Consider the following 23,941-nt stretch of genomic DNA (forward strand, 5'->3'; position numbering starts at 1 on the left):
CCGTAGCCGAGCGGATGCGGCAGGGGCGGACGCCCCACCGCGGGCGGGCCTCAAGGAGTGGGGATTCCAGCGGGCCGTGCCGGGCGGCCGAAGCGGACCGGCACTCCCGGGGAGTACAGCACGCTCGCCGGTGCGCCGGTCGGCGCCGTCAGGCCCGCCGCCCGTATCAGCTCCTCGTCACAGGCGAGCAGTTCGGCGCGGTGCAGTGGCCAGCGGGGGTGGGTGTTCGGCAGGTACACCGGACGGTCGAAGAAGGCGTTGTGCATGCCCCAGCGTGCGGTGAGGAAGTGCTCCAGCTCGTTCGGCTCGTCGACGCGTTCCCCGACCCGTATCTCGATCCGGCTACGCGCCCCGCGTGGGCCGGGCCAACGCCGCGCACTGGTGTATGTGAGGGTGTCGCCGTCGCGCTCGATGGACATCCGGGACCACAGGTACGGCAGCCGGAACGCTGCGCGGGCCACCGCCACCGGGATCAGCCGGGAGGCGTCGAGTGAACGGAAGACCACGCCCCTGCGGCCGTGTTCGTCGACCGAGTAGAGGCGGACGTTGGTCTCCGGGAAGGTCCCGAGATAGGGGATGCCGGGGAGCCGGAACCACCCCACGCGATGCATGCGGAAGGCGACGAGCCCGACGTAGGTGATGCCGTTCAGGGTGTCGGGCACGGTCCCCGCGGGCAGCAGCCTCGCCACCTCGTCCGGTTCGGCCGCCCAGTGGAGGAAGGCGAGGTCGAGCCATGACTGGGTGAGCAGCGGCCGGGCGGTGTCGCCGGGCGGGTCCGGGGTGATGGCCTCCGGGGCGCGGGGGGTGAGCGTCACCGGGCCAGTGTGCCAGCGTCCCCGCCCGGCGCTGGCCGCCCGTGGTCCGCGAGCCGGCCGACCGCCAGACCGCGCGCCCGGCACACCGCGACGAGGGCGGGGAGTGCGCCCAGCGCCGCTCGCCAGCAGCCCGGGGCGCCGCAGGCGTCGGTGTCGTGCAGCAGCAGGGTCGCTCCGCCCCGCAACCCCCGGGTGGCTTCGGCGAACACACTGCCGGGGGTGGCCCGCGCCGTCCAGTCGCGCCCCCAGCCGGACCAGAGAACCGTCGAGAGACCGGCCCGCCGGGCGGCGGCGAGCCGCCCACCGGTGAGGATCCCGTAGGGCGGCCGGTACCACCGGGGGTAGGTGCCCGAGACGCGGTGGACCAGTGTGGCGGCGCGCAGCACATCCCGGGCGTCGCGACCGGGGCGGGGCGTCCAGGGTTTGTCGTGCCGCCAGCCGTGGACCGCGAGTTCATGTCCTTCGGCGACGATCCGCAGCCCGAGGCCGGGATACCGCGCCAGCCGCTCGCCCAGGACGAAGAAGGTGGCGCGCACCGAGAGCTGCTCGAGGGCGAGCAGGAAGTGCGGGGTGGTCGCGGGGTCAGGTCCGTCGTCGAAGGTCAGGGCCACCCGGCCGGCGTGTCCGCGGCCGTCGAGCCCGACTCCGGGCCGGGCCCCGGGTGCGAAGCCGGGTCGTGTTCCGAGCGCGGCGCGGACCTGTGGGAGCCAGGTCGCGGCCGGACCGATATGCCATCCCGCCACGGCCAGCGCGGCGAGGGCGGCCGCGGAGCGGACCGGGGGCCGCGGCAGGTGTACCGGTCTCACCATGACGCCTCCGTCTCATGGGATCTGTCGCGCTCCCGGAGCGCGGCCCGGCGCCGGAGCACGGCTGCGGCCGGGTTCCCCGGCTCGGTGTTCCCCGGCACGGTGTTCCCCGGCACGGCCAGCGGCGCCGGTGCGGCCGAGAGCGCGGTCATCGGCGGCCCCGGCTCAGCCGACTCGTCTGGCGAGTGACCTGAAGACGCCGGGTGCGGCCCCGTGCAGCCGGGCCGGCAGCCCGAGCCAGCCCGGTACGAAGGCCTCCTCACGGCCCCGCACGAGGGCACGCCGGACGGCCCTCGCCACGCGCTCGGCGGACACGGGGCGGGGCCGCTCGCGGTGGTACGGGGCTCCTCTGTGCGCGAAGAACGGAGTGTCCACGGCGCCCGGTGACACCAGGCACACCTTGACGCGGGTGCCCGTGAGCTCGTATCGCAGGCTGTCCGCGAAGCTCTGGAGCGCTCCCTTGGTCGCCGCGTAGACCGCCTCGTTGGCGACCCCCACAGAGCCGGCCATGGATCCGATGAGCACGATCCGTCCCGAGCCCCGGTCGAGCATCTGGGGCAGCACCAGACGCACCAGGTGCACGGCAGCGGCCAGGTTGACCGTGAGCAGCCGGTCGACGGCCTCGGCCGGCATGCTCGCCAGGGGGCCGGACCAGCCGATGCCCGCCCCCGCGACCAGTGCGTCGACCCGGCCCGCGCGCTCCAGCGCCTCGTGGATCAGTTGTTCGTGACCGGCGGCGGTGGAGAGGTCGCCGGGCAGTGCGATGCCATCGGTACGGTGCGCGACCCGGGCCAGGCGGGCCTCGTCACGGCCGTTGAGCAACAGCAGCCACCGGGCCTCGGCACCGAGCAGTTCCGCGATCGCCTCGCCGATGCCCGATGACGCTCCGGTGATGAGCGCCACGGGCCGCCCCGCGCAGCGTCCGGTGGTGCGCGGGGACAAGCCGGGCGCTGTCTCGAGCATGGTCGGTCCTCCGGATCTCCTCGACTCACCGGCCTCTGCCAGCTTCCGTGCTGGGACCGCGAACAGCCCGCCCACCGGGGGCGGCGCACCCACCGAGCCACCCGAACGGGCCGATTCGCCATCGGTCACGCACGGCATCCAGCCTCTGGTGCCGTTGGCGCCGCGACAGGAGGACTTTCCCTTCACACCCGGGAGGGGTCATGGCGAGGCGGCGGTTCCTGGTGCTCAGCGCGAGCATGGGCGCCGGTCACGACGCCGTGGCCGGGGAGCTGGCACGACGGCTGCGCACACAGGATGCCGACGTGCTCGTCAGGGACGTGCTGACGCTGCTGCCCCCGGGTACGGGGCGCGCCCTGCGCAGCTCCTACCGGGTGATGGTCCGTCATGCTCCCTGGCTGTACTCGGGGATCTACGCGCTGTTCCTGTCCCCCGCGCGCGGCCCCGCGCCCAGCAGCACACCGCTCGCTGCGACCGCCGAGCGGGCGCTGATGGCCCTGGTCGGCCGGTGGCGTCCGGACGCGGTGGTGGCCACCTTCCATCTGGCCGGCCAGATCACCGGCCGGCTGCGTGGCCGCGGGGTCCTTTCCGTACCGGCCGCCGTGTACGTCACCGACTTCGCAGCGCACCGCGGCTGGCTGCACCCGGGAAACGACCTCTATGTCTGTGTCACCGGCGAGGTCGCGGCGGCGGCCCGCGAAGCGACCGGGCGGCGGGCGGCGGTCTCGGGTCCCGTCGTGGCACCGGAGTTCCACGCTGCTGCCGGGTCCGCACCGCCCGGCTCCGTCTGGGATGCGGTCTTCGCGGGGCGTGGCGCGGGCCGTCCGCCGGTTCTGGTGTCCGCGGGGGCGTGGGGTGCGGGTTCGGCGCTCACCGGTACGGTCCGCTCGCTGACGCACCACGGCCTGCTGCCCGTGCTGCTCTGCGGCCGTGACCGCGGACTGCTGCGGCGTGCGTCCGGGCTTCCGGGTGCGCTCGCCCTGGGCTGGGTGCCGGACATGGCGTCGCTGATGGCGTCGGCCCGGGTGCTGGTCGACAACGCGGCGGGGCAGACGGCGGTGCAGGCTCTGGCGGCGGGCCTACCGGTAGTCGGCTACCGCCCCATTCCCGGCCATGGCGCCGAAGGTGTCCGGCGGATGGCGGCCGCGGGTCTGTCGCTCCGTGCCCGGGGCGCGGCCGGCCTGGTGGCCGCGACCGGCCTGCTGGCCCGGTCCGGCCCCGACCGCGACCGGCAAGTGGCCCGTGGATCGGCCGTGTTCGGGGCGGACGCGGCGGAGCTCATCGCGGACTCCTTGTTCGGTGCCGGGCGGCACTGAGGGGTGTTCCGTGATCCCCGGCGGGCGCACGACGCCGGCTGCGGCACCCCCCGGCTTCGCGGGGGGGGTACCCACCCGGTGCCGGGTCATCCGAAGACGCCCGGTACGAGGTCCCCCAACCTTCGGTGGGGAGACCCCACGCCCCGGCCCCGGAGGGCCGGTCGCGTCTGTCGCCGCACGCCGATCCCCCCGGGGCCACGGGAAACCTCAGGGCGTGTACGGCAGGGTCCGGGCGAGGAGCACGGCCACGTCGTCCTGGACCTCGGAGGTCAGCAGCTGGTCGAGGATCCGGTCGCTGATCTCGTCCAGCGGGCGGTCGAGCTGTCGCAGCGCACCGGCGAGCTCGCGCATGCCCTGGTCGATGTCCCGTTCGCGGGTCTCGATCAGGCCGTCCGTGTACAGCACCAGCAGGCTCCCGGGCGGGAGCTCGACGCGCTCGGTCTGGAAGCCCGGACCGCAGGTGCCCAGCGGAAGGCCCGGCGGGCCGTTGAGGAAGGTGACCGCTCCCCGGGGATCGACGATCGCCGGCGGCGGATGTCCGGCCCTGGCGATCACGCAGCTCTCCGTGGCCGGGTCGTGGACGGCGTAGACACAGGTCGCCATCTCGTTCTCACCGAGTTCGGCCACGGCCGCGTCCAGCGAGCACAGGATGCGGTCCGGAGGGACGCCATGGCGGGCCAGTGTGCGTACCGCCGTGCGCAGTTGGCCCATGACCGCCGCCGCGTGGACGCCGTGGCCCATGACATCGCCGATGACCAGGCCGGTGCTGCCGTCGGGCAGGGCGATGGCGTCGAACCAGTCGCCGCCCACGGCGTGGTCGCTCGCGGGCAGGTAGCGGCCGGTGAGTTCCAGGCCGGCCACCCGGGGCAGTGAACTGTGCGCGAGGCTGCGCCGCAGGGCGAGCGACGCGGCCCGCTGGGCGGTGTACATGCGGGCGTTGTCGATGCTGAGCGCCGCCCGGGCGACGAGTTCGTCGATGAGCACGCGGTCCTGGTCGTCGAACGGCTCGCGGTCGCGTGTCCGGGTGAGTACGACCGCCCCGAGCACCTTGCCACGTGCGACCAGCGGGACCAGTCGCGCGCAGCACATCCGGCCCGCGAAGTAGGTGCGCAGCCGGTCGCCGTGCGGACAGGACATCAGGGTCGGGAGGTCCGACTCGTAGAGGTTCATCGGGCGTCCCCCGGCGATGGCCTGTTCGTACGCCGAGCCGGCGGGGACCTGGAAGGTCATGCCGACGACCAGTTTCGCCGTGGGGGCTTCGGGATCGGGGAAGGTGACGGCGACCCTGCGGAGCACGCCGTGGCTGGAGGAGGCGGCCTCTTCGGGGTCGATGACCTCCTCGAACAACTGCACGTCGGCGGAGTCGCACACCTGCGGCACCAGCAGCCGCACCACTTCCTCGGCGGTCTGTCGCAGGTCCAGTGTGGTCCCGACACGTGTGCCCGCCTCGGCCAGCAGCGCGAAGCGCCGGCGGGCCCGTTCCGCCTCGGCCTGGGCCCGCTGCCCTTCGGTGATGTCGATCAGGGAGGCGATCAGCCCGAGTCCCTGGCCGGTGGTGTCGAGCAGCGGTGCGCAGGAGCAGGACCAGGTGCGGTCATGGTCGGGATCGGCGCGGGTGCGGCCCGTGCCGCGCACGTCGACCACGGGCTCACCCTTGGCGAGTGCCTGCCGCATCACCCGCTCGAGCGCCCGGGTCACCGCGCCCGGAGCCACATCGGAAGGCCGTTTGCCGAGGTGCTCGGCGGAGGGGACGCCGTTCATCCGCGCGAGCGCGTCGTTGACCCGTACGTAGCGCAGATCGGGCGCCAGCATGGCCAGGCCGATGGGCGACTGGGTGAAGAGGCCCTCCATCGCCGCCAGAGCGTCACGCATCCTCAGCACGGCCGACGTCTCCACGGCGACGACCAGGATGCCCACGCCCCCTCCGGGGGCGGAGGAGGGACAGATCCACATCTCCATGGGCACGATGTGCCCGTCGCGGTGGCGTACGGGGAGCGCTCCGATGATCGTGTCGCCCGCGATGACCTTCTCGTTGAGCTGCTCGGCGAGCTCCCAGTTCGCCTCCGGCACCAGGATCGGGATCCCGTTCCGGCCCAGCAGCTGCTCCGGGGTGTAGCCGAGCAGGTCCCGGGCGGCGAGCGACCACTCGATGAGGACGCCCTCCGTGTCGGTCTTCCAGAGGGCGACCGGGAGGAGATCGCGGAGCACACCCGCGTACCCGACCGCCGTGAGGGGCTGGTCCGGCACGTTCTTCGCGCGCTCGTCTGCGGCCACGCAACGACCTCACTCCGGGGGCAGCGGGCATGGTGTGGGTGCCGCGTGGTCCCCGGCGGTCCTCTCGTGCTGTCTCGGGATCTCCCTAGATCACCTTATCCAAGGCGCTCGCATGGGCAAACGAGACAGGTCGGGTGGTTCGCTACGGAAGGTGACTATCCCGGGCGCGCGTGATGACCGTGAAGATCCCGCCGTCCGGGTCCCGGAGCATGACGCGGCTACCGGCCTCGTCGGTTTCGGGCTCCGTGACGGCGCCGCCCCCGAGGCGGGTGGCCGCGCTGATGGCGGCGCCGATGTCGGGCACGTAGAAGTACACGTGCCAGCGCGGCCGGATCCGCGGGTCCGGGGCCGCCTCGACCGCGCCGCCGGTGAGCCGTGCGACCTTGTCCGCCCCGTGGCGCAGCACGACGTGCTCGTCCTCGTAGGACACCTGGACGCAGCCGGGACGTTCGCAGCCCCACTCGAAGACCTCGGCGTAGAAGATGGCCGCCTCGAAGGCGTCCCGGGTACGCAGCTCCAGCCAGGCGGGGGCGCGGCCCTGTCCCACGCTCCAGTCGGGGATGACCCTGCCCTGCCAGAAGCCGAAGACGGCACCGTCACGGTCCGCGGCGAGGGCGGCCCGGCCGGTGCCGAAGCTGAGCGGGCCCACGGCGACGGTGGCACTGCGCTCCCTGATGCGGGCGGCGGTCGCATCCGCGTCGTCGACGGCGAAGTACGGGACCCAGTCGACAGCGACCGCGAGACTGCGGGCGAGGGCGCCGATTCCCGCGACCGGTGCTCCGCCGGAGAACGCGACGGAGAACTCCTCTCCCAGCCGGGTGGGCCGGAACTCCCAGCCGAGCACGGCGCCGTAGAAGTGCTGCGCGGCATGCAGGTCGCGGGCCATGAGGCTGACCCAGCACGGAGCGCCGAACACCGCATGACTTGACGTCGACACGACTTGCCAACCCCATTTCGCCGCACACTGCGTGACTGCAACCAAATCACGCTACTCGCTCCCGCGCCGGAGAGGCGGGCGGGAAACACGGCGTTTCCGCCGCACCACCCGCGGGTACCCGGAGGGCTCACGAACCGCCGCCGGTTGCGGCTACCACCGCCCTGGCGCACGGTGAACAGGGCTGGGTCCCGCCGGACCGACCCTTCAGAGCCCGAGAGGACGGCGATCCCATGCACAAGGGGAAGACGAAACAGATCAAGGGCAAGGTCAAGGAAACCCTCGGCAAGACCATGGGCCACCGTTCCCTGCAGCGGGAGGGGCGCAGCGACCAGCTGCTCGGCAGGGCGCAGGAGATGGCGGAGAAGGCGGCCGACCACATCCGCAAGAGGACCAGGCACTGAGGGGCTCCGTGCCGAAGCGGCTGACCCGGTCGCGGCACGGGCGACGGGACCGGTGGGGTGCCGTGAACGGCACCCCACCGGCTTCGTGCGGTGGTTCGGTCAGCTGACGGTCGTGGTGCTCAGCACCGGGTTCGGTGCCGGGTAGCAGGACGTCGGCACATTGATGGTGACGAAGACGACCGGCACCTTCGCGGTGAAGGTGAGACCCGGGCTCGCGTAACTGGTACCGGCGAGCTGGGTCGTGATGCTGGTGCCCGCCGCCCCGGCCTGCAGGTCCAGGTTGACCGTGGGCAGGGTGAAGGTGGCACCGCCGTTGATCGGTCCGGGCACGGTCATGGTGACGGCGCCACCGCTGACGGCGACGCTCGGCGTGCCCGAGCCGAGACCGGAGCCGCCGGAGAGGGACTGACCCGTCAGGGTGGAGTTGGCGGGCACCGGCATGCTCAGTTTGATGTTGTTGATGTTCTTGACGGTGTACCCGCTGACGGAGCCGGGGACGGTCATGGTCGTGGGTGCCAGTGACACCCGGAAGGCACTGCCGGCCGCGACCGAAGCCGGAGCGGTGGCGTCGACGCCGCTCGCGACCTCGAAGGTCTGCGCCCCGCCGATGGGCGGGGTCGCCTGGCATGCGAAGGCCAACGGCGTGGTGGCGGCGGAGGCGGGAGCCACGGCGATGCCGACGAGCGCCGCGCCGGCGGCCAGGGCCACCGGTAAGCGCTTGAGCGTGGGGGCAGGTCTCATCGTTCATCCTCCTGATGGAGTCATGAGGTGAGGTGCGGGGATGCCGTGCGGCGGGGCACGGCGTGGGGAACGCTCGGGCGGAACGGGCGGAACGTACCGGGCTGCTGAGGCGTCCATCCGGGGGCAGCCCAACGAGCGGGACGAGCACTGCTTGACGTATGCATGTCACCACGCAGGGCTTCCGAAGTCCAGGGCTCCGCTCCTGTGCGATTTCTTAGGATCTCCGGCGCAATTCCCTGGCATCCCGCGACTCACCCCGGCAGCCGGACCCCGGCCCGTGCACCCGGTCATGACCGGCCACGGCCCCCGGCACGGGCCGAACAGCTCACTTCCAGTCGTCGCGGGCCCGCGCGCCCGCGCGCGTACGCCCCGCCACCGGGGCGCGGTCGGGATGCCGGCGCAGATACTCGCCCTCCAGCTCCTTCATCCGCACCGTGTGGGTCGCCAGGGCATCGTCGGATCCATGCAGCAAGGTTTCATGGCGCGTGCGGTGGACCGCCTCCAGCTCCTTGAGCAGCTGGGCTTCCTCCAACTGCCGGGGCGCCACCCCGCGACTCTGCTCGTTCATGACGCGCACCTCCTGATTCCTGTGTACGGCGGACCCGCCGACCCCGCGACCCACGAGAGGGGCGAGACCGAGCTCACACCATCCCCATCACCCTTTAATAGGAATATCAGATGCTCATTTGCTACCGTCCTACCATGCGGCTCACGAAGTTCACCGACCTGGCGCTCCGCGCCGTGATGCGCCTCGCGGTGCGTCACACCGGCGAGCCGCTCACCACCCGCGAGGTGGCGGACGCCGTCGACGTGCCGTACACCCACATGGCCAAGGCCATCGCGCGACTCCAGCACCTCGGCGTGGTGGAGGCACGACGCGGCCGCGGCGGCGGGCTCGCACTCACCGAGGCGGGGCGGCAGATATCGGTCGGGCGACTGGTGCGTGAGCTGGAGGGCGAGGACGAGGTCGTCGCCTGCGAGGGCGATCCCCCCTGCCCGCTCCGCGGAGCATGCCGGCTCCGCCACGCACTGCGGGACGCCCAGGAGGCCTTCTACGCCACGCTCGACCCCCTCAGCGTCGCCGACCTGGTGAGCCCACCCACCGGGCCGGTGCTGGTCGCACTGGTGGGACGCGCCCGGACCTGACCCCGCTCCCCCCTCGCCACCGGCGATCCGCCTTCCATCCCCCTTCAAATGCGAAGATCATCTACCAATTAGGAGTGCCATGCTGTCCGCGAGATCCGCCCCGGTCATCCGCGCCACCCTGCCGGTCGTCGGCGCTGCCATCGGCGAGGTGACCGAGGCCTTCTACCGCAGGCTCTTCGAGGAGCACCCGGCCCTGCTCCGCGATCTGTTCAACCGGGGAAACCAGGCCAGCGGGGCGCAGCGGCAGGCGCTCGCCGGGTCGATCGCCGGTTTCGCCGGCATGCTGCTCGAACGGCCCGATGACCGGCCGGACACCATGCTGCTGAGGATCGCCCACAAGCACGCCTCGCTGGGCGTCACTTCCGAGCAGTACAAGCTCGTCCACCGCCATCTCTTCGCCGCGATAGTCGAGGTGCTCGGCGAGGAAACCGTCACGCCGGAGGTGGCCGAGGCCTGGGACGAGGTGTACTGGCTGATGGCCAACGCCCTCATCGCCATCGAGGCCCGTCTCTACCGTGAGGCCGCCACGGCCGAGGGCGAGGTCTGGCGGCAGATGGTGGTCGCCGAGCGCCGGACAGAGGCATCCGACGCCATCTCACTGACGCTGCGCCCCGCCGACGGCGGCCCCGTCGCACCGTTCCAGCCGGGCCAGTACGTCAGTGTGCAGGTCCAACTCCCCGATGGCGCACGGCAGATCCGCCAGTACAGCCTCTCGTCGGCTCCCGGCCGGCCGCACTGGCGGATCACCGTCAAGCGCGTGGCAGACGGTCACACCCCGGAGGGCGAGGTGTCGTCGTGGCTGCACGCACACACACGGCCGGGTGATGTGCTCACCGTCTCCGCCCCCTTCGGCGACCTGGTCCTGCCCCCGGGTGACGGTCCTCTGCTCCTCGCCTCCGCCGGAATCGGCTGCACGCCGATGCTGGCCATGCTGGACGAGCTGGCACGTACCGGTTCCTCGCGTACGGTGACGGTCGTCCACGCCGACCGCAGCCCGGACGACCACGCCCACCGCGACGAACTGCAAGCACTGGTGGGCCGCCTTCCCGGGGCGACGCTGCGGCTCTGGTACGAGAGCCCCGGGGACGGCTCCGGCGCCACCGGCCTTCCGCCCGGGACCCTGCCCGGCCGGGCCGATGCCGCGGCCCTGGACCTGCCCGACGGGGTGACCGTCTACATGTGCGGGCCACTGCCCTTCATGCGCGCGTTCCGCGGCGGTCTGCTGCGGCGCGGCGTGCCGGCCCGGTCGGTCCACTACGAGGTGTTCGGCCCCGACCTTTGGCTCGGACGTGAATGACGACCCGGCACCCGCGAGTCGCCGACGGCCGCGTCAGGGTCAGCGGGACCTGCGCACCCGGGCGAGCACCAGCACCGTGTCATCGCCCGGCGGGTGCGGCAGCAGGCGGGTGAGGATCCGCTCCACCGTGTCCTCCAACCCGCCCGACGACCCGTGCAGTTCGGCACTCACCAGGGCCATGCCCTCCTCGATGTCCCGGCCGCGGGTCTCGATGAGGCCGTCCGTGTACAGGGCGATGACGGCGTCGTCCGGCAGCTCGACCTCGGTGGTCGCGAAGAGGTGGCCGCCGACCCCGAGCGGCACGCCCAGTACCTCGGCGATGGCATGGACGGTGCCGTCGGGGTGCAGGACGAGCGGCGGGGGGTGGCCCGCGTTGGCGATCCTGGCGCGGCCGGTCGCCGGGTCGTACACGATGTAGAGGCAGGTCGCCAGCTCGATGCCCGCGTCCTGGGCGCAGATGTCGAGCTCGGCGAGCAGTTCGTCCGGTTCCTGCTTGTGTCTGGCCAGGGCCCTGGCGCTGATGTGCAGCCGCCCCATGGCCGCGGCAGCGGGCACCCCATGGCCCATCACGTCCCCGACGACCAGGGCGACCCGCCCTCCGGGCAGACCGATCACGTCGTACCAGTCGCCGCCGACCTCGGTGATACGGCTGCCCGGGACATAGCGGTGGGCGACCTCGACGTGCGGGCTGACGGCCAGGGCACTGGGGAGCAGCGCCCGCTGGAGAGTGAGCGCGATGTCCTGCACCTGGCGGTAGAGGCGTGCGTTGTCCAGGCAGATCGCGGCCCGGGACGCCAGTTCGGCGGCCAGGCTGAGATCGTCGTCGGTGAAGGCGGGACGGGCGGCGGAGCGTCCGAACATGGTGAGGCCCTGGACCGTGCCGCGGGCGGCCAGCGGAGCGATGAGGAGGCATTCCAGACCGCTCTGCCGCAGCAGCCGGGCGCGCTCCTCGTCGACGATGGTCCGGGTCATGAACTCGTCGTTGATGGTGACGCAGAGTGGGCGGCCGGTGGACATCATCCGGTGGATGGCGGAACCGGGCGGGTAGGTCATGCGGTCCAGTCCGCTCACCACCGCGGTGGCGGGCGGAGGCAGCACGGTCCCGGAGGCGATCCGGCAGGTGGTCAGCGGCCACTCGGGCAGGAAGGGCAGGCTCTCGTCCATCCACTCGACGATCTCCACCACGGAGGCGTCGGCGAATTCGGGGACGGCGGCGTCCACCAGCTCCTGGGCGGTGACGTCGAGATCCAGGGTGGTGCCGATGCGGGCCGCGGCGCGGTCGAGGAGACCGAGGCGTCTGCGGCTGGCGCTCGCCTCCCTGATGGCCTGTTCCCGGTCGGTCACGTCCACCATCAGCCCACCGAGACCCGAGCGGGTGCCGACGGCCCCGCTGAGCGGGAAGAAGCTCACGGATCTGACCTGATCGCGGTCCGGGTACCCGGCGGTGCGCAGTCCCACCAGCGCGCCCACGACCGGTCGCTGCTCACTGGCGACCGTGCGGAGCGTCCGCTCGTACGCACCGCCGTCCGAGGTGACCATGACCTCGTCCACCCGGCGCCCGATGTGCTCCTCGATGGAGAGGCCGTCCATGTCGGCGAGCGCCTGGTTGAGGTGGATGTAGCGCAGCTCGTCGTCGAGCATGACCAGGCCGATGGGACAGGCCTCGAAGAGGGCGTCGAGGAAGGCCAGGTTGTCCTTGACCCGGTCCAGCTCGGCGCTGGGGCTGGCCAGACCGAGGACGACCGAGCGGCCCGATGAACCGGCCACCGGGAAGACACGGAATCCGCAGCTGAATTCGGTCCCGTCCCGGTGGCGCACCGGCAGCCGTCCCCGCCAGTAGCCCGTGCGGCCGCGCGCGGCCAGCCGTGCGGCCGTGGCCTGGGGGCCGTCACCGTCGCCGTCGGGCTCGCCAGTGAAGAGGATCCCGGCCGGCCCGGCCAGCACCGTCTGCGTGTCGTACCCGAACAGGTCCTGGGCGCCTGGCCCCCAGAAGCAGATCTCGTCGTCCTCACCGATGCCGAGAACGGCCACCGAGACATGCTCCAGCAGCGACCCCGGCTCGGACCGGAGCGCACCGGGAGCCCGTTCGCCCCCCGGCCGGACCGATGGCACCAGCCGACTCCTTTCCGCTGCCCGCCGGCGGCGAAGCGCTGATGACGCGCCCCCACTCGGGGAAACGCATCGCCCTCTATTGTGCTGATTTCCTGCGAAATATGTATGTCTTGATTAAATCAGCACATTTCTTTGCACCAGACGTCACCGTCCGCCCACTCACCGCCACCCCGGGGTCGAGTCGGGCTGGAGCCATCAGGTCGTCCGTCCCGGACTATTGACTCCGTTGACGGGAGTCGCGATCCTCTGGTCACCGCTTTGCATGGTTCATGACAATCCGGCCCCCGAGCCAGGGGCCGGGACCGGTCATGGACCGTGCTGACACGTGCTGACACGTGCTGACACCAAAAGGCATGGGTGATGACCATGACGCGACCCCCACAGCGCCGGCGCAGCCCCCTGGCGATCCTCTCGTTACTCCTCACCGTGATGGCCATGGTCTTCGGCACGGCCCCGGCCTCCTCCGCGCAGTCGGGGTGGTGGGATCCGACCGCTCGGCCCGCGCCCGACTCCCGGATCAATGTCACGGGTGAACCCTTCAAGGGGACGGACGCGCAGGGCCGGGTGCGTGGCTTCGTCGACGCCCACGACCACCTGATGTCCAACGAGGCCTTCGGCGGCCGGCTCATCTGCGGTGAGACCTTCTCCACGCAGGGCATAGCCGACGCGCTCAAGGACTGCCCCGAGCACTACCCCGACGGCTCGCTCGCGATCTTCGACTTCATCACCAAGGGCGGCGACGGCAAGCACGACCCCAACGGCTGGCCCACGTTCAAGGACTGGCCCGCCCATGACTCGCTGACCCACCAGCAGAACTACTACGCCTGGGTCGAACGCGCCTGGCGCGGCGGCCAGCGGGTGCTCGTCAACGACCTCGTCACCAACGGCGTGATCTGCTCGGTCTACTTCTTCAAGGACCGCAGCTGCGACGAGATGACGTCCATCCGGCTCCAGGCGCAGAAGACGTACGAGATGCAGTCGTTCATCGACACCATGTACGGCGGCCCGGGCAAGGGCTGGTTCAGGATCGTCACCGACTCCGCACAGGCCCGCGAGGTCATCGAGCAGGGCAAGCTGGCCGTGGTGCTGGGGGTCGAGACCTCCGAGCCGTTCGGCTGCAAGATGATCCTCGACATCGCGCAGTGCAGCAAGCAGGACGTCGACCGCGGCCTGGACGAGCTGTACAGCCTCGGTGTCCGCAGCATGTTCCTGTGCCACAAGTTCGACAACGCACTGTGCGGTGTGCGGTTCGACTCCGGCACCCTCGGCACCGCCATCAACGTGGGCCAGTTCCTGTCGACCGGAACCTTCTGGAAGACGGAGAAGTGCACGGGCGCCCAGCATGACAACCCCATCGGCCTCGCCTCGGCACCCGGGGCGGAGAAGCAGCTGCCGGCCGGTGTGAAGGTGCCGTCGTACGCCGCGGACGCGCAGTGCAACACCCGGGGCCTCACGGATCTCGGTGAGTACGCCGTACGAGGGATGATGCAGCGCAAGATGATGGTCGAGATCGACCATATGAGCGTCAAGGCGGCAGGCCGGGTCCTCGACATCGCGGAATCCGGCTCGTATCCGGGTGTGATCTCCTCCCACGGCTGGATGGACGCCGGGTGGACCGAACGGGTCTACCGCCTCGGCGGATTCATCACCCAGTACATGAACGGCTCCGAGGGGTTCGTCGCGGAGGCCCGGCGCACGAAGGACCTGCGCGACAAGTACGGGGTCGGCTACGGCTACGGGACCGACATGAACGGAGTCGGCGGCTGGCCGGGGCCCCGCGGGGCGGACACCTCGAACCCGGTGCGCTACCCCTTCCGCAGCGTCGACGGCGGATCCGTCATCGAGAAGCAGACCACCGGCGAACGCACCTGGGACATCAACACCGACGGTGCCTCGCACTACGGCCTGGTCCCGGACTGGCTGGAGGACATCCGGCAGGTCGGCGGCCAGGATGTGCTGGACGATCTGTTCAAGGGCGCCGAGTCCTATCTGCGCACCTGGGGGGCGTCCGAGAGCCACAAGGCGGGGGTCAACCTCGCTGCGGGCTCGTCGACGTCCGCCAGTTCGTCCGAGTGGAACCTGTTCACGAGCTACGCCCCCGACCGGGCCGTGGACGGCCAGGCGAAGACCCGCTGGGCAAGCGACTGGAGTGACGGCCAATGGCTCCGGATCGACCTCGGCACGCCGAGCCTGATCAAGCGGGTCACCCTCGAATGGGAACGCGCGTACGGCAAGGCCTACCGCATCGAGGTGTCCGGCGACGGCAGCGACTGGCGGTCGGTCTGGTCCACGGCCACGGGGGACGGGGGTCTGGACACGGCGCAGTTCGCGGGGACGACCGCCCGCTATGTACGGATCCTGGGTCAGGAGCGAGGCACCAAGTGGGGCTACTCCCTGCATGAGGTGGGGATCTACAGCGCCTGAGGGGACCCGCCCGGGCTCCCGGGAACCGGGAGCCCGGGCGGGAAGGAACGGAACCCCATGGCACGGATGCCGTCGGCCGAGCGCAGACGACAACTGATAGAAGCGGCGATCCGGGCGATGACGCGCGACGGCGTCGCCCGGACCACCACCCGCTCCATAGCGGCCGAAGCAGGCGTTTCCCTGAGCGTCTTCCACTACTGCTTCGACTCCAAGCAGGCCCTGCTCGAATCCGTGATCACGACCATCACCGACCACTACCTGGCGGTGGTGAAGGACGCCATCCGGCCCAGGTCCACCCTCCGCGAGACCATACTCTCCGGATTCCGGGCCTACTGGGACCATGTGTCCGCCAACCCGGGCGAGCACATGCTCACCTACGAGCTGACGCAGTACGCCCTGCGCCAGCCGGGGTTCGAGCACCTCGCGCGGCGGCAGTACGCCATGTACTCCGCCACATACACCGAACTCATCCAGCAGCTCCGCGCGAGCATGGGGTTCGAGCCCCGCGTACCGGTGCCGGTGCTGGCACGCTATCTGGCCGTCATGACGGACGGACTGACCCTCAACTTCCTGGTCCTCGGCGACGAGCAGGCCGATGGCACGGCCGGCACCGCCGCGGACATCCTGGAGACGGTCGCCGACCAGGTGGTCCACCTCGCGAACGGGGAGCCGGAACGGGACCGGACGGCTTCCGGGCCAACCGGAGCAATTTCCGGGAATGCGATGCGTGATCGGGGGTAAGCGATCCCCACGGCCGACGGATCGGAAGACAGAGGTGAAGGGTATGGCTATCGTGAGCGCAGCGATCACCACGGCACATGACACGACGACGGTGGCGGCTGACACCCACGACCTTCTCGACTCGCTCGACCGGCCCGAGGCTCCCTTGCTGGTGTCTCCCCAGGACGCACGGGAGCTCTCCCGTCAGTTCTTCGCCCGTCTGGCGGTGTTGGAGGAAGGCACGCCCGAGTTCCAGTACGTGCGCAACACGCTGATCGAGATGAACCTGTCCCTGGTCCGCTACGCCGCGGGCCGGTTCCGCAGCCGGGGCGCGGACGAGATGGAGGACATCGTGCAGGTCGGCACGATCGGCCTGATCAAGGCCATCGACCGGTTCGACCTGTCCCGCGAGGTGGAGTTCACCACCTTCGCCGTGCCCTGCATCGTCGGCGAGATCAAGCGGTTCTTCCGCGACACCAGCTGGGCCGTGCATGTCCCCCGGCGGCTCCAGGAAGCCAGGGTCGAGCTGGCCAAGGCCACCGAGGAACTGCGCAGCCGCCTCGGCCGCACTCCCACCGTGCGTGAGCTGTCCGAGCTCATGTCCCTGACGGAGGAAGAGGTCATCGAGGCGCGCAAGGCGTCCAACGCCTACAACTCCGCTTCCCTCGACGCCGCGCTCTCCGGCGACGCCGCTCAGGACAGCGAGGCCGCGCTGGCCGACTTCATCGGCGAGGAAGAGCGGGCCCTGGAGCTCATCGAGGACTTCCACTCCCTCGCACCGCTGATCGCCCAGCTGGACGACCGTGACCGCCGCATCCTGCACATGCGCTTCGTCATGGAGCTCACCCAGGCCCAGATCGGTGAACAGCTGGACATCTCCCAGATGCATGTCTCCCGTCTGCTCAACCGCATCATCAAGCGGCTGCGCAAGGGCCTCCTCGAAACCGCCGCCTGATCCGGGCAGAGTCCGGAGCGCGTGCCCGGTCCGTGGCGAACATGCCACGGACCGGGCACGGCGGTGGGGATACAGTTGCCATGCGGAAGACATGGCCGATTCGGAGTGTCCCAAAATATGCGTACGGAGCCCACTCCCTCCCGACACCGGTCACCCGGGGCCCCCCAGGCCGCGGGTGACGTCGTCGAGCTGCTCGAAGTCCTCTGGGAGCGGGGCCGTGAGACCGTCGCACCGACTCCGGTGTCCGCCTCCCAGCGGCGTGTGCTCTACGGCATCGAGCGGGCCGAAGGCACCAGTCTCCGCGCTCTGGGCGAGCTACTCGGAGCGGCGCCGTCATCCGTGAGCCGCCTGTGCCACCGCCTCGAGGCCATGGGATTCGTGGAACGCACCCGGAGCAGGGTGAGCCGCAGAGAACTCACCCTGCATCTGACCGCCAGGGCAGAGGCGTATCTGCGCGAGGTACGCGCGCAGCGCGAGGAGGTCCTGCTGACCGCCATCGGCGCCATGGCCCCCGCTGCCCGTGCCGCCCTGCTGGAAGGCCTCACCGGCATCCGCGATGCGCTGGACCGGCGGCAGCAGCCTGCGGAGTGCGGGCATGGCCAGCCGCTCAGGATCAGGGACGTGGCAGACGCACGACCGTGACGAAGAAGTCGTCGATCTTCCTGATGGCCGCGATGAACTGTTCCAGGTCCACCGGCTTGGTCACATAGGCGCTGGCGTGGAGCCGGTAGCTGCGCAGGATGTCCTCCTCGGCCGACGACGTGGTCAGCACGACGACCGGGATATGCGTGAGGTCGGTGTCCGCCTTGATGCGTTCCAGGACCTGCCGGCCGTCGTACTTGGGGAGGTTGAGGTCGAGGAGGATGAGGTCCGGACGGGGCGCGTCGCCGTGCTCACCCCTGCGGTAGAGGAAGTCGAGCGCCTCCTGGCCGTCCCGGACCACATGGAGCGTGTTGCCGATCTTGTTGTCCTCGAAGGCCTCCCGGGTCATCAGCTCATCGCCCGGGTCGTCCTCGACCAGGAGGACCTCGATCGGCTGGGAAGCGGCGTTCATGCGTGGTCTCCTGTGGCGCTGCTGAGGATGGGGGTGGTGGCGGGACCGGCTGCGGGCAGGGTGAAGTGGATCTCGGTGCCACCGGTGTGGGCGCTTTCGATCCAGATGCGGCCGCCGTGGTACTCGACGATCTTCTTGCAGAGCGCGAGCCCTATGCCCGTACCGGTGTAGGTGTCACGCCCATGGAGCCGCTGGAAGATCACGAAGACCTTCTCGCTGAACTCCGCGGGGATCCCGATTCCGTTGTCGGTGACGCGGTAGCGCCAGACGCCGGTCCCGTCGCTCTCGCGGTCGGCGCTGCCTTCGCCGCTGCCGGCGGGATCGCCACTGTCGTCGCGTTCCGCGGTGATACGGACCACGGGCGGGCGTTCGGGGGCGCGGAACTTCACGGCATTGCCGACGATGTTCTGCCACAGCATGGTCAGCAGGGTGGGATCGCCGGTGGTGGCCCCGAGGTGCTCAGGGCGCTCGATCACGGCGCCCGCCTCCTCCACCGCCGCGCCGAGGTTGGCGAGCGCCTTGTCCAGGGCGTTGTCGAGCTCGACCTCGTCCCTGGCGTCGTTGACCCGGCCCACGCGGGAGTAGGTCAGCAGATCGTTGATGAGAATCTGCATGCGCTTGGCGCCGTCGACGGCGAAGTCGATGTACTGCTTGGCCCGGTCGTCCAGCTGGTCGCCGTACCTCTTCTCCAGCAGCTGGCAGAAGGAAGCCACCTTCCTGAGAGGCTCCTGGAGGTCGTGCGAGGCCACATAGGCGAACTGCTCCAGCTCCGCGTTGGAGCGCCGCAGCTCCACGGTCTGCTCGTCGAGTTCAGCGGTGCGCTGGGCCAGCAGGTCGGCGCGGGTCCGGGACTCGCCGAGCGCGGTGATCACCCGGCGCCGCATGGACTCCACCACGTCGGCGAGGTGCTGGATGTCGGCGGGTCCGGCGGGTTCGATCGGCCGGTCGAAGTCACCGTCGGCGACCCGCTGGGACGCCAGGCGCAGCGAGGTGAGGGGGCGGGCCACCGCCTTGTACAGCAGTACGGCGAGACCGAGGGCGATCACCACGAACGCGCCCAGCATTCCGGCGAAGAGCCAGTTGTGGGCGGCGCGGGTGCGGTGCATCTCGGACCGCGCCGCGTTGCGGTCGGCGAGCAGATCCGCGTTGAGCGTGTCGAATCCGGCCCGCAGCCGGTCGAACGCGGCCTTGCTGGCCCGAAGCTCTTCGGAATCGCTGGTCACCGAGCCGCCCTCACGGACGCGTGCGACGAGGGGGACCGCATAGCCGCTGCGCCAGGCATCCGCCAGACGCTCCACACGGCTCAGCGAGGCGAGCACCCGGGAGTCGTCGTCCGCCAGCCCGGAGCGGAGGGCACGACCGGCGGACGCGGCGTCCCGCTGTCCCTGTGTGTAGGGGTCAAGCCAGCGGGAGTCACGGGAGAGCGCGTATCCCCGTATGCCCGTCTCCTGGTCGATGAAGGCCTTCTGGAACCGGTAGGCGTCGACCCGTGCGGGCTGGATGCGGTCGACGAGTTCATCGGACTTCGCGGCGTTCTCGGAGAGCAGTTGCGCTCCCCCGGCGGCGAAACCGCACACGCCGACCAGCACGGCGGTGAACGCGAGCCAGAACCACTGCGTCACGGTCAGCCAGGCGCCTTTGGTGCGCCCGGACGGTCCTGTGCCGCAGTGCGGTGGAGCCTCGTTGTGGCCTGTGGTCACTTTTGCCTGCTCCATTCGAGGTACAGGAGCGCCACATCGTCACCGTGGCCTCCGTGGTCGGCCGACAGCGCCCTCGTTTCGGACATCACCGCGGAGACGAACTCCTCCGCCCCACGGTCCGCACAGGCCGACGCCAGGGCGAGCAGTCCCTCCTCCCCCAGTCGTCGACCGTCCGTGCTGATCCGGCCTTCGAACAGGCCGTCGGTGAAGAGCGCCAGCGCACCGACCGGGGGAAGGTCCAGCATGTCCTCGTGCCAGTCGAACGCCCCGTCGGGCAGCATGCCCAGAGCGGGGCCCACCGTGGTCTCGGCCATGCGGACCTCGGCGTTCTGCCGGAGCATGAGCGGGGGGTGGCCGGCCCGCACCACCTTCGCCTTGGTCAGCCCGGGCGGCAGTTCGACGGTGGTCACCGTGGCGAAGATCTCCGTACCCGTACGCTCGGCCACCAGGACCCTTTGCATGAGTCGGCACACGGTGGTGCCCGTAACACCGGCAAGAGTGAACGACCGCCAGGCCACGCGCAGGCACACACCGAGTGCCGCCTCGTCGGGTCCGTGGCCAGAGACATCACCGATGACGGCGTGGACCGTCCCGTCCGCCTTCTCGACGACGTCGAAGAAGTCGCCGCTGAGCAGTCCGCTGGCCCGGCTCGGTTCATAGCGGGAGTAGACCTTCACCGAACCGCCCTCCAGTAGCGGGGACGGCAGCAGCCCGCGCTCCAGACGCGCGTTCTCCCGTGCCTGCATCCGGCTGGCCTCCAGGGCGACCGCGGCCTGCTCGATCTGGCGGCGCTGGACGGCGTAGCGGATGGACCGGGCGAGGACCATGGGGTCCAGGGAGCCCTTCATCAGGTAGTCCTGGGCCCCGGCCGCGACCGCGGACAGCCCCACTCCCTCCTCCGCGAGGCCGGTCAGCACCACGACGGCGGCGTCCGGAGCGGTCGCGAGCACCTGATGGACGACGTCGAGGCCCTGGGCATCGGGCAGATGCAGGTCGAGCAGCACGCACGGGGTGCGCGTCCCGGTGGTGCGCTCCAGCATGCCCAGCGCATCGGCGAGGGAACGGGCCCGGTTCAGACGTACTGTCAGATCACCGTCCCGCAGCATCTCCTCCACGAGAAGTGCGTCACCGTCGTCGTCCTCCACCAGAAGGATCGTCGAGGAGGCGTCCATCCCGACACGGAGGTCGGGCGCGGGCATGGGCGATGGCAGTGGGGCCGTCGAGGTGCGCGGCAACCGCGCACCCGAACCCTGAGCCCCGACAGCGCTGGTCACGCTCGTGTCCCCTTCCCCGGATGGTCCCCGGCCGCAACAAAGGGCGGCGGGGCGGCAAGAAGAATACTTGCCGCAGGCCAACAATTGCACTCGATCAGCACACCCCCGTATGGGGGCTCACCAGGGGCATGAAGGTTGACGAGACCCGGGTTGTCGGCGGGGCCAGGACAATGCGGCGGCGCATGCCCCCACTCCGGGCCTGCTCCTCCGCTTGTCCGCCCATGCAGTCACCCACGCGTTTGCCGGACGGCGATCCGGTAACCCGGTGTCACAGTGACCCTACGGGAGTGACGATCCCCGTGAAAGGAGTGAGCCATGTCCGTCAGTGCGCTCGCCATCCTCGGGGTGGCGGTTGTGCTCACCGTCGCCCTTGTGCTGGCGCGGCCGGTGAGGTGGAACGACACCAGCCGCCCGCAACGCCGGTTCGGCCGGCTGAGGATGAAACCGCTGAGTGACGCCGAGCGGGACCAGTACGTGGCCCTGTGGGCCGGACTTCAGGAACGGTTCGTGGACTCCCCCGCAGCAGCGGTGACCAAGGCCGCCGAGCTGCTGGACCAACTGACCGTCGCACGCGGCTTCCCCGCCGGTCCGCGTGAGGAGCGGTTCCGCACCGTGGCCGCGGTCTTCCCGGAACGGGCACAGGGTGCACTGCGGCTGCACCAGGCCTGCGCAGAGGCGGCATCGGGGCAGGCGGATGCCGAATCGCTGCGGCAGGCACTGGTCGGGGGCCGTGCGCTCTTCGAGGAGCTGGTCGCGGTGACGGCACAGGACCGGGCGCTCGCCGCCGCGGCACGTCGCGGCCGGGCCCGGCGCCGGGTGTCCGTGCGCGGCACCGGCCAGGGCAGCCGGACATGACCTCCCATAGGCCCCGCACGGGGCGTTCGCTCTCGCGTCCCGCGCGGGCTCCATGGCCGGCGCACCGGACGGCCGGGACGCGTCCGGCCGCACCGGACGTCCTCACGGTCCGCTCCATTACGGCGTACACAAGGCCGGTGTGCCGGGAGCCGCTTGGGGCACAAGAGACCGAAGGGGGCTCCGTAAGGCCGAACGGGGAGATCACGCACATGACCACATCCGAGATCACAGCAGCTGCCACGGGGAACCCTGAGTGGTCCCGCCCTGGGAGCGCGGCCGAAGCCCGGGCCACCGTACGGGGGCTGTTGAGCGGGGACGGAGACCCGGCGGCCGGCGGATCCGCCGGCCGCGTCGAGGAGAGCCGCCTCGCGGACGCGCTCCTGGTCACCTCCGAGCTGGTGACCAACGCGATCCTGCACGGTGGCGGTGTGACGCGTTTCGCCGCGCGCATCACCCGGGAGGGCTTGCGCCTCCAGGTGACCGACCGCAGCCGGGTGCGGCCCGCGACCGTGTCCCACGCGGACGACTCCTACGGCACGCTGCCCGGCGGCCATGGCTGGCCCCTGATCCAGCGGCTGTGCCGGGACATCACCGTCACTCCGCTGCGGGGCGGCAAGACCATCCAGGTCCTCGTGGGCCTGATATGACCGCGATCCGCTCCGGTACACGTCGTGCGAAGCCGCCTTCGACGTGTACCGGAGCGGATCGCGGGCAGACGCCGACCAGCGGCGGTCGAGGCGCCGGCGCTCCCCGGTGGCACCCGTGTTCAGGCCCCGGAACTGAATCATGCGAAAGCGGAGGCTCATGTCCCAGCGAGAACAGAACCTGGACGTCGAGGTCGAGATCCACGACGCCGTCACGGCGATCGCCCGGATCCGCGGCGAGCTGGACGTCGACACGGCGACCTTGCTCCATCACCACCTCGCGAATCAGTTCCTGCACGGTCGCCGGCATCTCGTGCTGGAACTGTCCGCCCTGGACTTCATGGACTCCTCTGGGCTGAACGTCATGATCAGAACCACCCGTGAGGCCCGGGCAGCCGGTGGTGATGTCCACATCTCGGCTCCGACCCCCCTGGTGCGCAAGCTCTTCGACATCACGGGCCTCAGCCTGACCACGGCCGTCCACGCGGATACGGACGCGGCCCTGGCAGCCGTCCGGGCCCACGAGACGGACCGTCCGGATCTCCTCGGAAAGCCGGGCCGGGAGTCGCCCGGAGCACCGCTGCAGCGGCGTTCGGAGCGGGCGCCAGCAGATCTTTGAGCATGATCGCGCCCCCTGGCCCGCCCGAGGCCCAAGAGCCCCGCCGGCGCCCGTCCCGCGCCTTTTCACATACCGGCTGAGCTGGGCTTTCTCTTAGCCCGACGGTAGGTTTCCGGCAGGGAAAGGGGAGCCTCTTGGACAGGTACGTACGGACGGTCGACGATGTGCTCAACCTGATGGACGGCTTGTTCGCGGCCGACGCCGACCGATGGACGGACCGGGCGTCGACCTGGTGGGACGAGTTCTACTCCGACCGTTCCAAGCCGGTGCCCTTCTTCGTCGCCGAGCCGGACGAGAATCTGGCCTCGTACATCGACAGGGGTCTGATCGTCCCGGGCCGCGCCCTCGACCTGGGCTGCGGCCCGGGACGCAATGCTATCCATCTGGCCTCGCTGGGTTTCCAGGTGGACGCCATCGACCTCTCCTCCACCGCGATCGCCTGGGCCGGGGAACGGGCCCGGGCAGCCGGAGCCGACGTCAGATTCCGCCGCGGCAGTGCCTTCGAGCTGACCGGGACCGGCTGGGGCGGCCCGTATGACCTGGTCTACGACTCGGGCTGCTTCCACCACCTCGCGCCCCATCGGCGCGTCAGCTATCTGTCCCTGCTGGACGACGTGCTCGCGCCCGGCGGCCGTTTCGCACTGACCTGCTTCGCCGCGGGAGCGATGGGCTCCGAGCTGTCCGATGCGGACTTCTACCGGCAGTCCCGACTGCACGGCGGGCTCGCCTACACACCGGAGTCACTGCGCGAGATCTTCTCCGCGTTCACCGAGGTGGAGCTGCGCCGCATGCGTCACGAGCCTGCCGGGTCCCGGTACTTCGGTGAGGACTTCCTGTGGACCGCGCTGTTCAGCAAGGACTGACACGCCCGTGAGGGCGGACTCCCCGCCG

General features: G+C 70.8%; 24 protein-coding genes. 12 read left to right on the plus strand and 12 right to left on the minus strand.

Annotated elements, in window-relative coordinates; all coding sequences use genetic code 11:
- Positions 1–50 precede the first annotated feature (50 nt).
- From ABZ532_RS14415 to ABZ532_RS14430, 4 genes are read right to left on the minus strand one after another with little or no spacing between them, the layout of a single operon-like run.
- Positions 51–815, minus strand: a complete 765-nt coding sequence (locus ABZ532_RS14415; RefSeq protein WP_361282427.1) for a DUF2071 domain-containing protein — start codon at positions 813–815, stop codon at positions 51–53.
- Positions 812–1,624, minus strand: a complete 813-nt coding sequence (locus ABZ532_RS14420; protein WP_361282429.1) for a polysaccharide deacetylase family protein — start codon at positions 1,622–1,624, stop codon at positions 812–814. Before ABZ532_RS14420 ends, ABZ532_RS14415 begins: the two co-directional genes overlap by 4 nt.
- The gene (locus ABZ532_RS14425; RefSeq protein ID WP_361282431.1) at positions 1,618–1,773 is read right to left on the minus strand and encodes a hypothetical protein; all 156 of its coding nucleotides are present in this window, start codon (positions 1,771–1,773) and stop codon (positions 1,618–1,620) included. The genes ABZ532_RS14420 and ABZ532_RS14425 overlap by 7 nt, the downstream gene beginning before the upstream one ends.
- Before the next feature lie 13 nt (positions 1,774–1,786).
- Positions 1,787–2,584, minus strand: coding sequence for an SDR family NAD(P)-dependent oxidoreductase (locus tag ABZ532_RS14430; protein ID WP_361282433.1), 798 nt, complete (start codon positions 2,582–2,584; stop codon positions 1,787–1,789).
- A 200-nt stretch (positions 2,585–2,784) separates the two neighbouring features.
- Here ABZ532_RS14430 and ABZ532_RS14435 point away from each other — a divergent pair, with 200 nt between their 5' ends.
- Complete coding sequence (locus ABZ532_RS14435) at positions 2,785–3,897, plus strand: galactosyldiacylglycerol synthase (RefSeq protein WP_361282435.1); 1,113 nt, start codon at positions 2,785–2,787, stop codon at positions 3,895–3,897.
- 207 nt (positions 3,898–4,104) lie between these two features.
- Here ABZ532_RS14435 and ABZ532_RS14440 read toward each other — a convergent pair whose 3' ends face one another.
- A complete protein-coding gene (locus ABZ532_RS14440) occupies positions 4,105–6,171 on the minus strand; it encodes a SpoIIE family protein phosphatase (RefSeq protein WP_361282437.1) in 2,067 nt (688 codons plus the stop codon).
- A 142-nt stretch (positions 6,172–6,313) separates the two neighbouring features.
- Entirely contained in the window at positions 6,314–7,057 is a 744-nt protein-coding gene (locus tag ABZ532_RS14445) for a VOC family protein (RefSeq protein ID WP_361282439.1), read from the minus strand.
- A 281-nt stretch (positions 7,058–7,338) separates the two neighbouring features.
- On the opposite strand from ABZ532_RS14445, the gene ABZ532_RS14450 reads away from it, so the two are divergent.
- Positions 7,339–7,509 (plus strand): CsbD family protein, encoded by a 171-nt coding sequence (locus ABZ532_RS14450; protein WP_361282441.1) that lies wholly within the window; start codon positions 7,339–7,341, stop codon positions 7,507–7,509.
- A gap of 99 nt (positions 7,510–7,608) precedes the next feature.
- Here ABZ532_RS14450 and ABZ532_RS14455 read toward each other — a convergent pair whose 3' ends face one another.
- Together ABZ532_RS14455 and ABZ532_RS14460 are read right to left on the minus strand one after the other, a co-directional pair.
- Positions 7,609–8,250 carry a cyclase gene (locus tag ABZ532_RS14455; RefSeq protein ID WP_361282443.1) on the minus strand — a complete coding sequence of 214 codons (642 nt, stop codon included), beginning with the start codon at positions 8,248–8,250 and terminating at the stop codon, positions 7,609–7,611.
- Between the two features lie 325 nt (positions 8,251–8,575).
- Positions 8,576–8,818: a DUF6158 family protein gene (locus ABZ532_RS14460; protein ID WP_361282445.1), complete on the minus strand. Its 243-nt coding sequence runs from the start codon at positions 8,816–8,818 to the stop codon at positions 8,576–8,578.
- 134 nt (positions 8,819–8,952) lie between these two features.
- Between ABZ532_RS14460 and ABZ532_RS14465 the strand changes: the two genes are divergently transcribed.
- Both ABZ532_RS14465 and ABZ532_RS14470 read left to right on the plus strand, forming a co-directional pair.
- Positions 8,953–9,396 (plus strand): Rrf2 family transcriptional regulator, encoded by a 444-nt coding sequence (locus ABZ532_RS14465; RefSeq protein WP_361282447.1) that lies wholly within the window; start codon positions 8,953–8,955, stop codon positions 9,394–9,396.
- A 79-nt stretch (positions 9,397–9,475) separates the two neighbouring features.
- Entirely contained in the window at positions 9,476–10,693 is a 1,218-nt protein-coding gene (locus ABZ532_RS14470) for a globin domain-containing protein (protein WP_361282449.1), read from the plus strand.
- A gap of 39 nt (positions 10,694–10,732) precedes the next feature.
- Here ABZ532_RS14470 and ABZ532_RS14475 read toward each other — a convergent pair whose 3' ends face one another.
- Positions 10,733–12,805, minus strand: a complete 2,073-nt coding sequence (locus tag ABZ532_RS14475; RefSeq protein WP_361282450.1) for a SpoIIE family protein phosphatase — start codon at positions 12,803–12,805, stop codon at positions 10,733–10,735.
- Between the two features lie 366 nt (positions 12,806–13,171).
- Between ABZ532_RS14475 and ABZ532_RS14480 the strand changes: the two genes are divergently transcribed.
- The 4 genes from ABZ532_RS14480 to ABZ532_RS14495 all read left to right on the plus strand — a co-directional run bounded on the left by ABZ532_RS14480 (position 13,172) and on the right by ABZ532_RS14495 (position 17,546).
- Positions 13,172–15,229: a discoidin domain-containing protein gene (locus tag ABZ532_RS14480; protein WP_361282451.1), complete on the plus strand. Its 2,058-nt coding sequence runs from the start codon at positions 13,172–13,174 to the stop codon at positions 15,227–15,229.
- 57 nt (positions 15,230–15,286) lie between these two features.
- Entirely contained in the window at positions 15,287–15,970 is a 684-nt protein-coding gene (locus ABZ532_RS14485; protein ID WP_361282452.1) for a TetR/AcrR family transcriptional regulator, read from the plus strand.
- A 43-nt stretch (positions 15,971–16,013) separates the two neighbouring features.
- Positions 16,014–16,904, plus strand: coding sequence for an RNA polymerase sigma factor SigF (locus tag ABZ532_RS14490; protein ID WP_361282453.1), 891 nt, complete (start codon positions 16,014–16,016; stop codon positions 16,902–16,904).
- A 117-nt stretch (positions 16,905–17,021) separates the two neighbouring features.
- Positions 17,022–17,546, plus strand: coding sequence for a MarR family transcriptional regulator (locus ABZ532_RS14495; RefSeq protein WP_361282455.1), 525 nt, complete (start codon positions 17,022–17,024; stop codon positions 17,544–17,546).
- Here ABZ532_RS14495 and ABZ532_RS14500 read toward each other — a convergent pair.
- Genes ABZ532_RS14500 through ABZ532_RS14510 form a run of 3 tightly spaced genes read right to left on the minus strand, consistent with a single transcriptional unit; the run spans position 17,518 to position 20,932 of the window.
- Positions 17,518–17,958 carry a response regulator gene (locus ABZ532_RS14500; protein ID WP_361282457.1) on the minus strand — a complete coding sequence of 147 codons (441 nt, stop codon included), beginning with the start codon at positions 17,956–17,958 and terminating at the stop codon, positions 17,518–17,520. The genes ABZ532_RS14495 and ABZ532_RS14500 overlap by 29 nt on opposite strands.
- The gene (locus ABZ532_RS14505; protein ID WP_361282459.1) at positions 17,955–19,658 is read right to left on the minus strand and encodes an ATP-binding protein; all 1,704 of its coding nucleotides are present in this window, start codon (positions 19,656–19,658) and stop codon (positions 17,955–17,957) included. The genes ABZ532_RS14500 and ABZ532_RS14505 overlap by 4 nt, the downstream gene beginning before the upstream one ends.
- Positions 19,655–20,932 carry a fused response regulator/phosphatase gene (locus ABZ532_RS14510; RefSeq protein ID WP_361282461.1) on the minus strand — a complete coding sequence of 426 codons (1,278 nt, stop codon included), beginning with the start codon at positions 20,930–20,932 and terminating at the stop codon, positions 19,655–19,657. Before ABZ532_RS14510 ends, ABZ532_RS14505 begins: the two co-directional genes overlap by 4 nt.
- 315 nt (positions 20,933–21,247) lie before the next feature.
- Between ABZ532_RS14510 and ABZ532_RS14515 the strand changes: the two genes are divergently transcribed.
- The 4 genes from ABZ532_RS14515 (at position 21,248) to ABZ532_RS14530 (ending at position 23,913) form a co-directional block, all read left to right on the plus strand.
- On the plus strand, positions 21,248–21,787 hold the full coding sequence (locus ABZ532_RS14515) for a hypothetical protein (protein ID WP_361282463.1): 540 nt from the start codon (positions 21,248–21,250) through the stop codon (positions 21,785–21,787).
- A gap of 209 nt (positions 21,788–21,996) precedes the next feature.
- Complete coding sequence (locus tag ABZ532_RS14520) at positions 21,997–22,434, plus strand: ATP-binding protein (protein WP_361282465.1); 438 nt, start codon at positions 21,997–21,999, stop codon at positions 22,432–22,434.
- A gap of 157 nt (positions 22,435–22,591) precedes the next feature.
- A complete protein-coding gene (locus tag ABZ532_RS14525) occupies positions 22,592–23,050 on the plus strand; it encodes an STAS domain-containing protein (RefSeq protein WP_361282467.1) in 459 nt (152 codons plus the stop codon).
- A gap of 134 nt (positions 23,051–23,184) precedes the next feature.
- Positions 23,185–23,913 carry a class I SAM-dependent methyltransferase gene (locus ABZ532_RS14530; RefSeq protein WP_361282469.1) on the plus strand — a complete coding sequence of 243 codons (729 nt, stop codon included), beginning with the start codon at positions 23,185–23,187 and terminating at the stop codon, positions 23,911–23,913.
- The last annotated feature ends 28 nt before the right edge of the window (positions 23,914–23,941 follow it).

This window comes from Streptomyces sp. NPDC019396 (assembly GCF_040632375.1).
Taxonomy (GTDB): domain Bacteria; phylum Actinomycetota; class Actinomycetes; order Streptomycetales; family Streptomycetaceae; genus Streptomyces.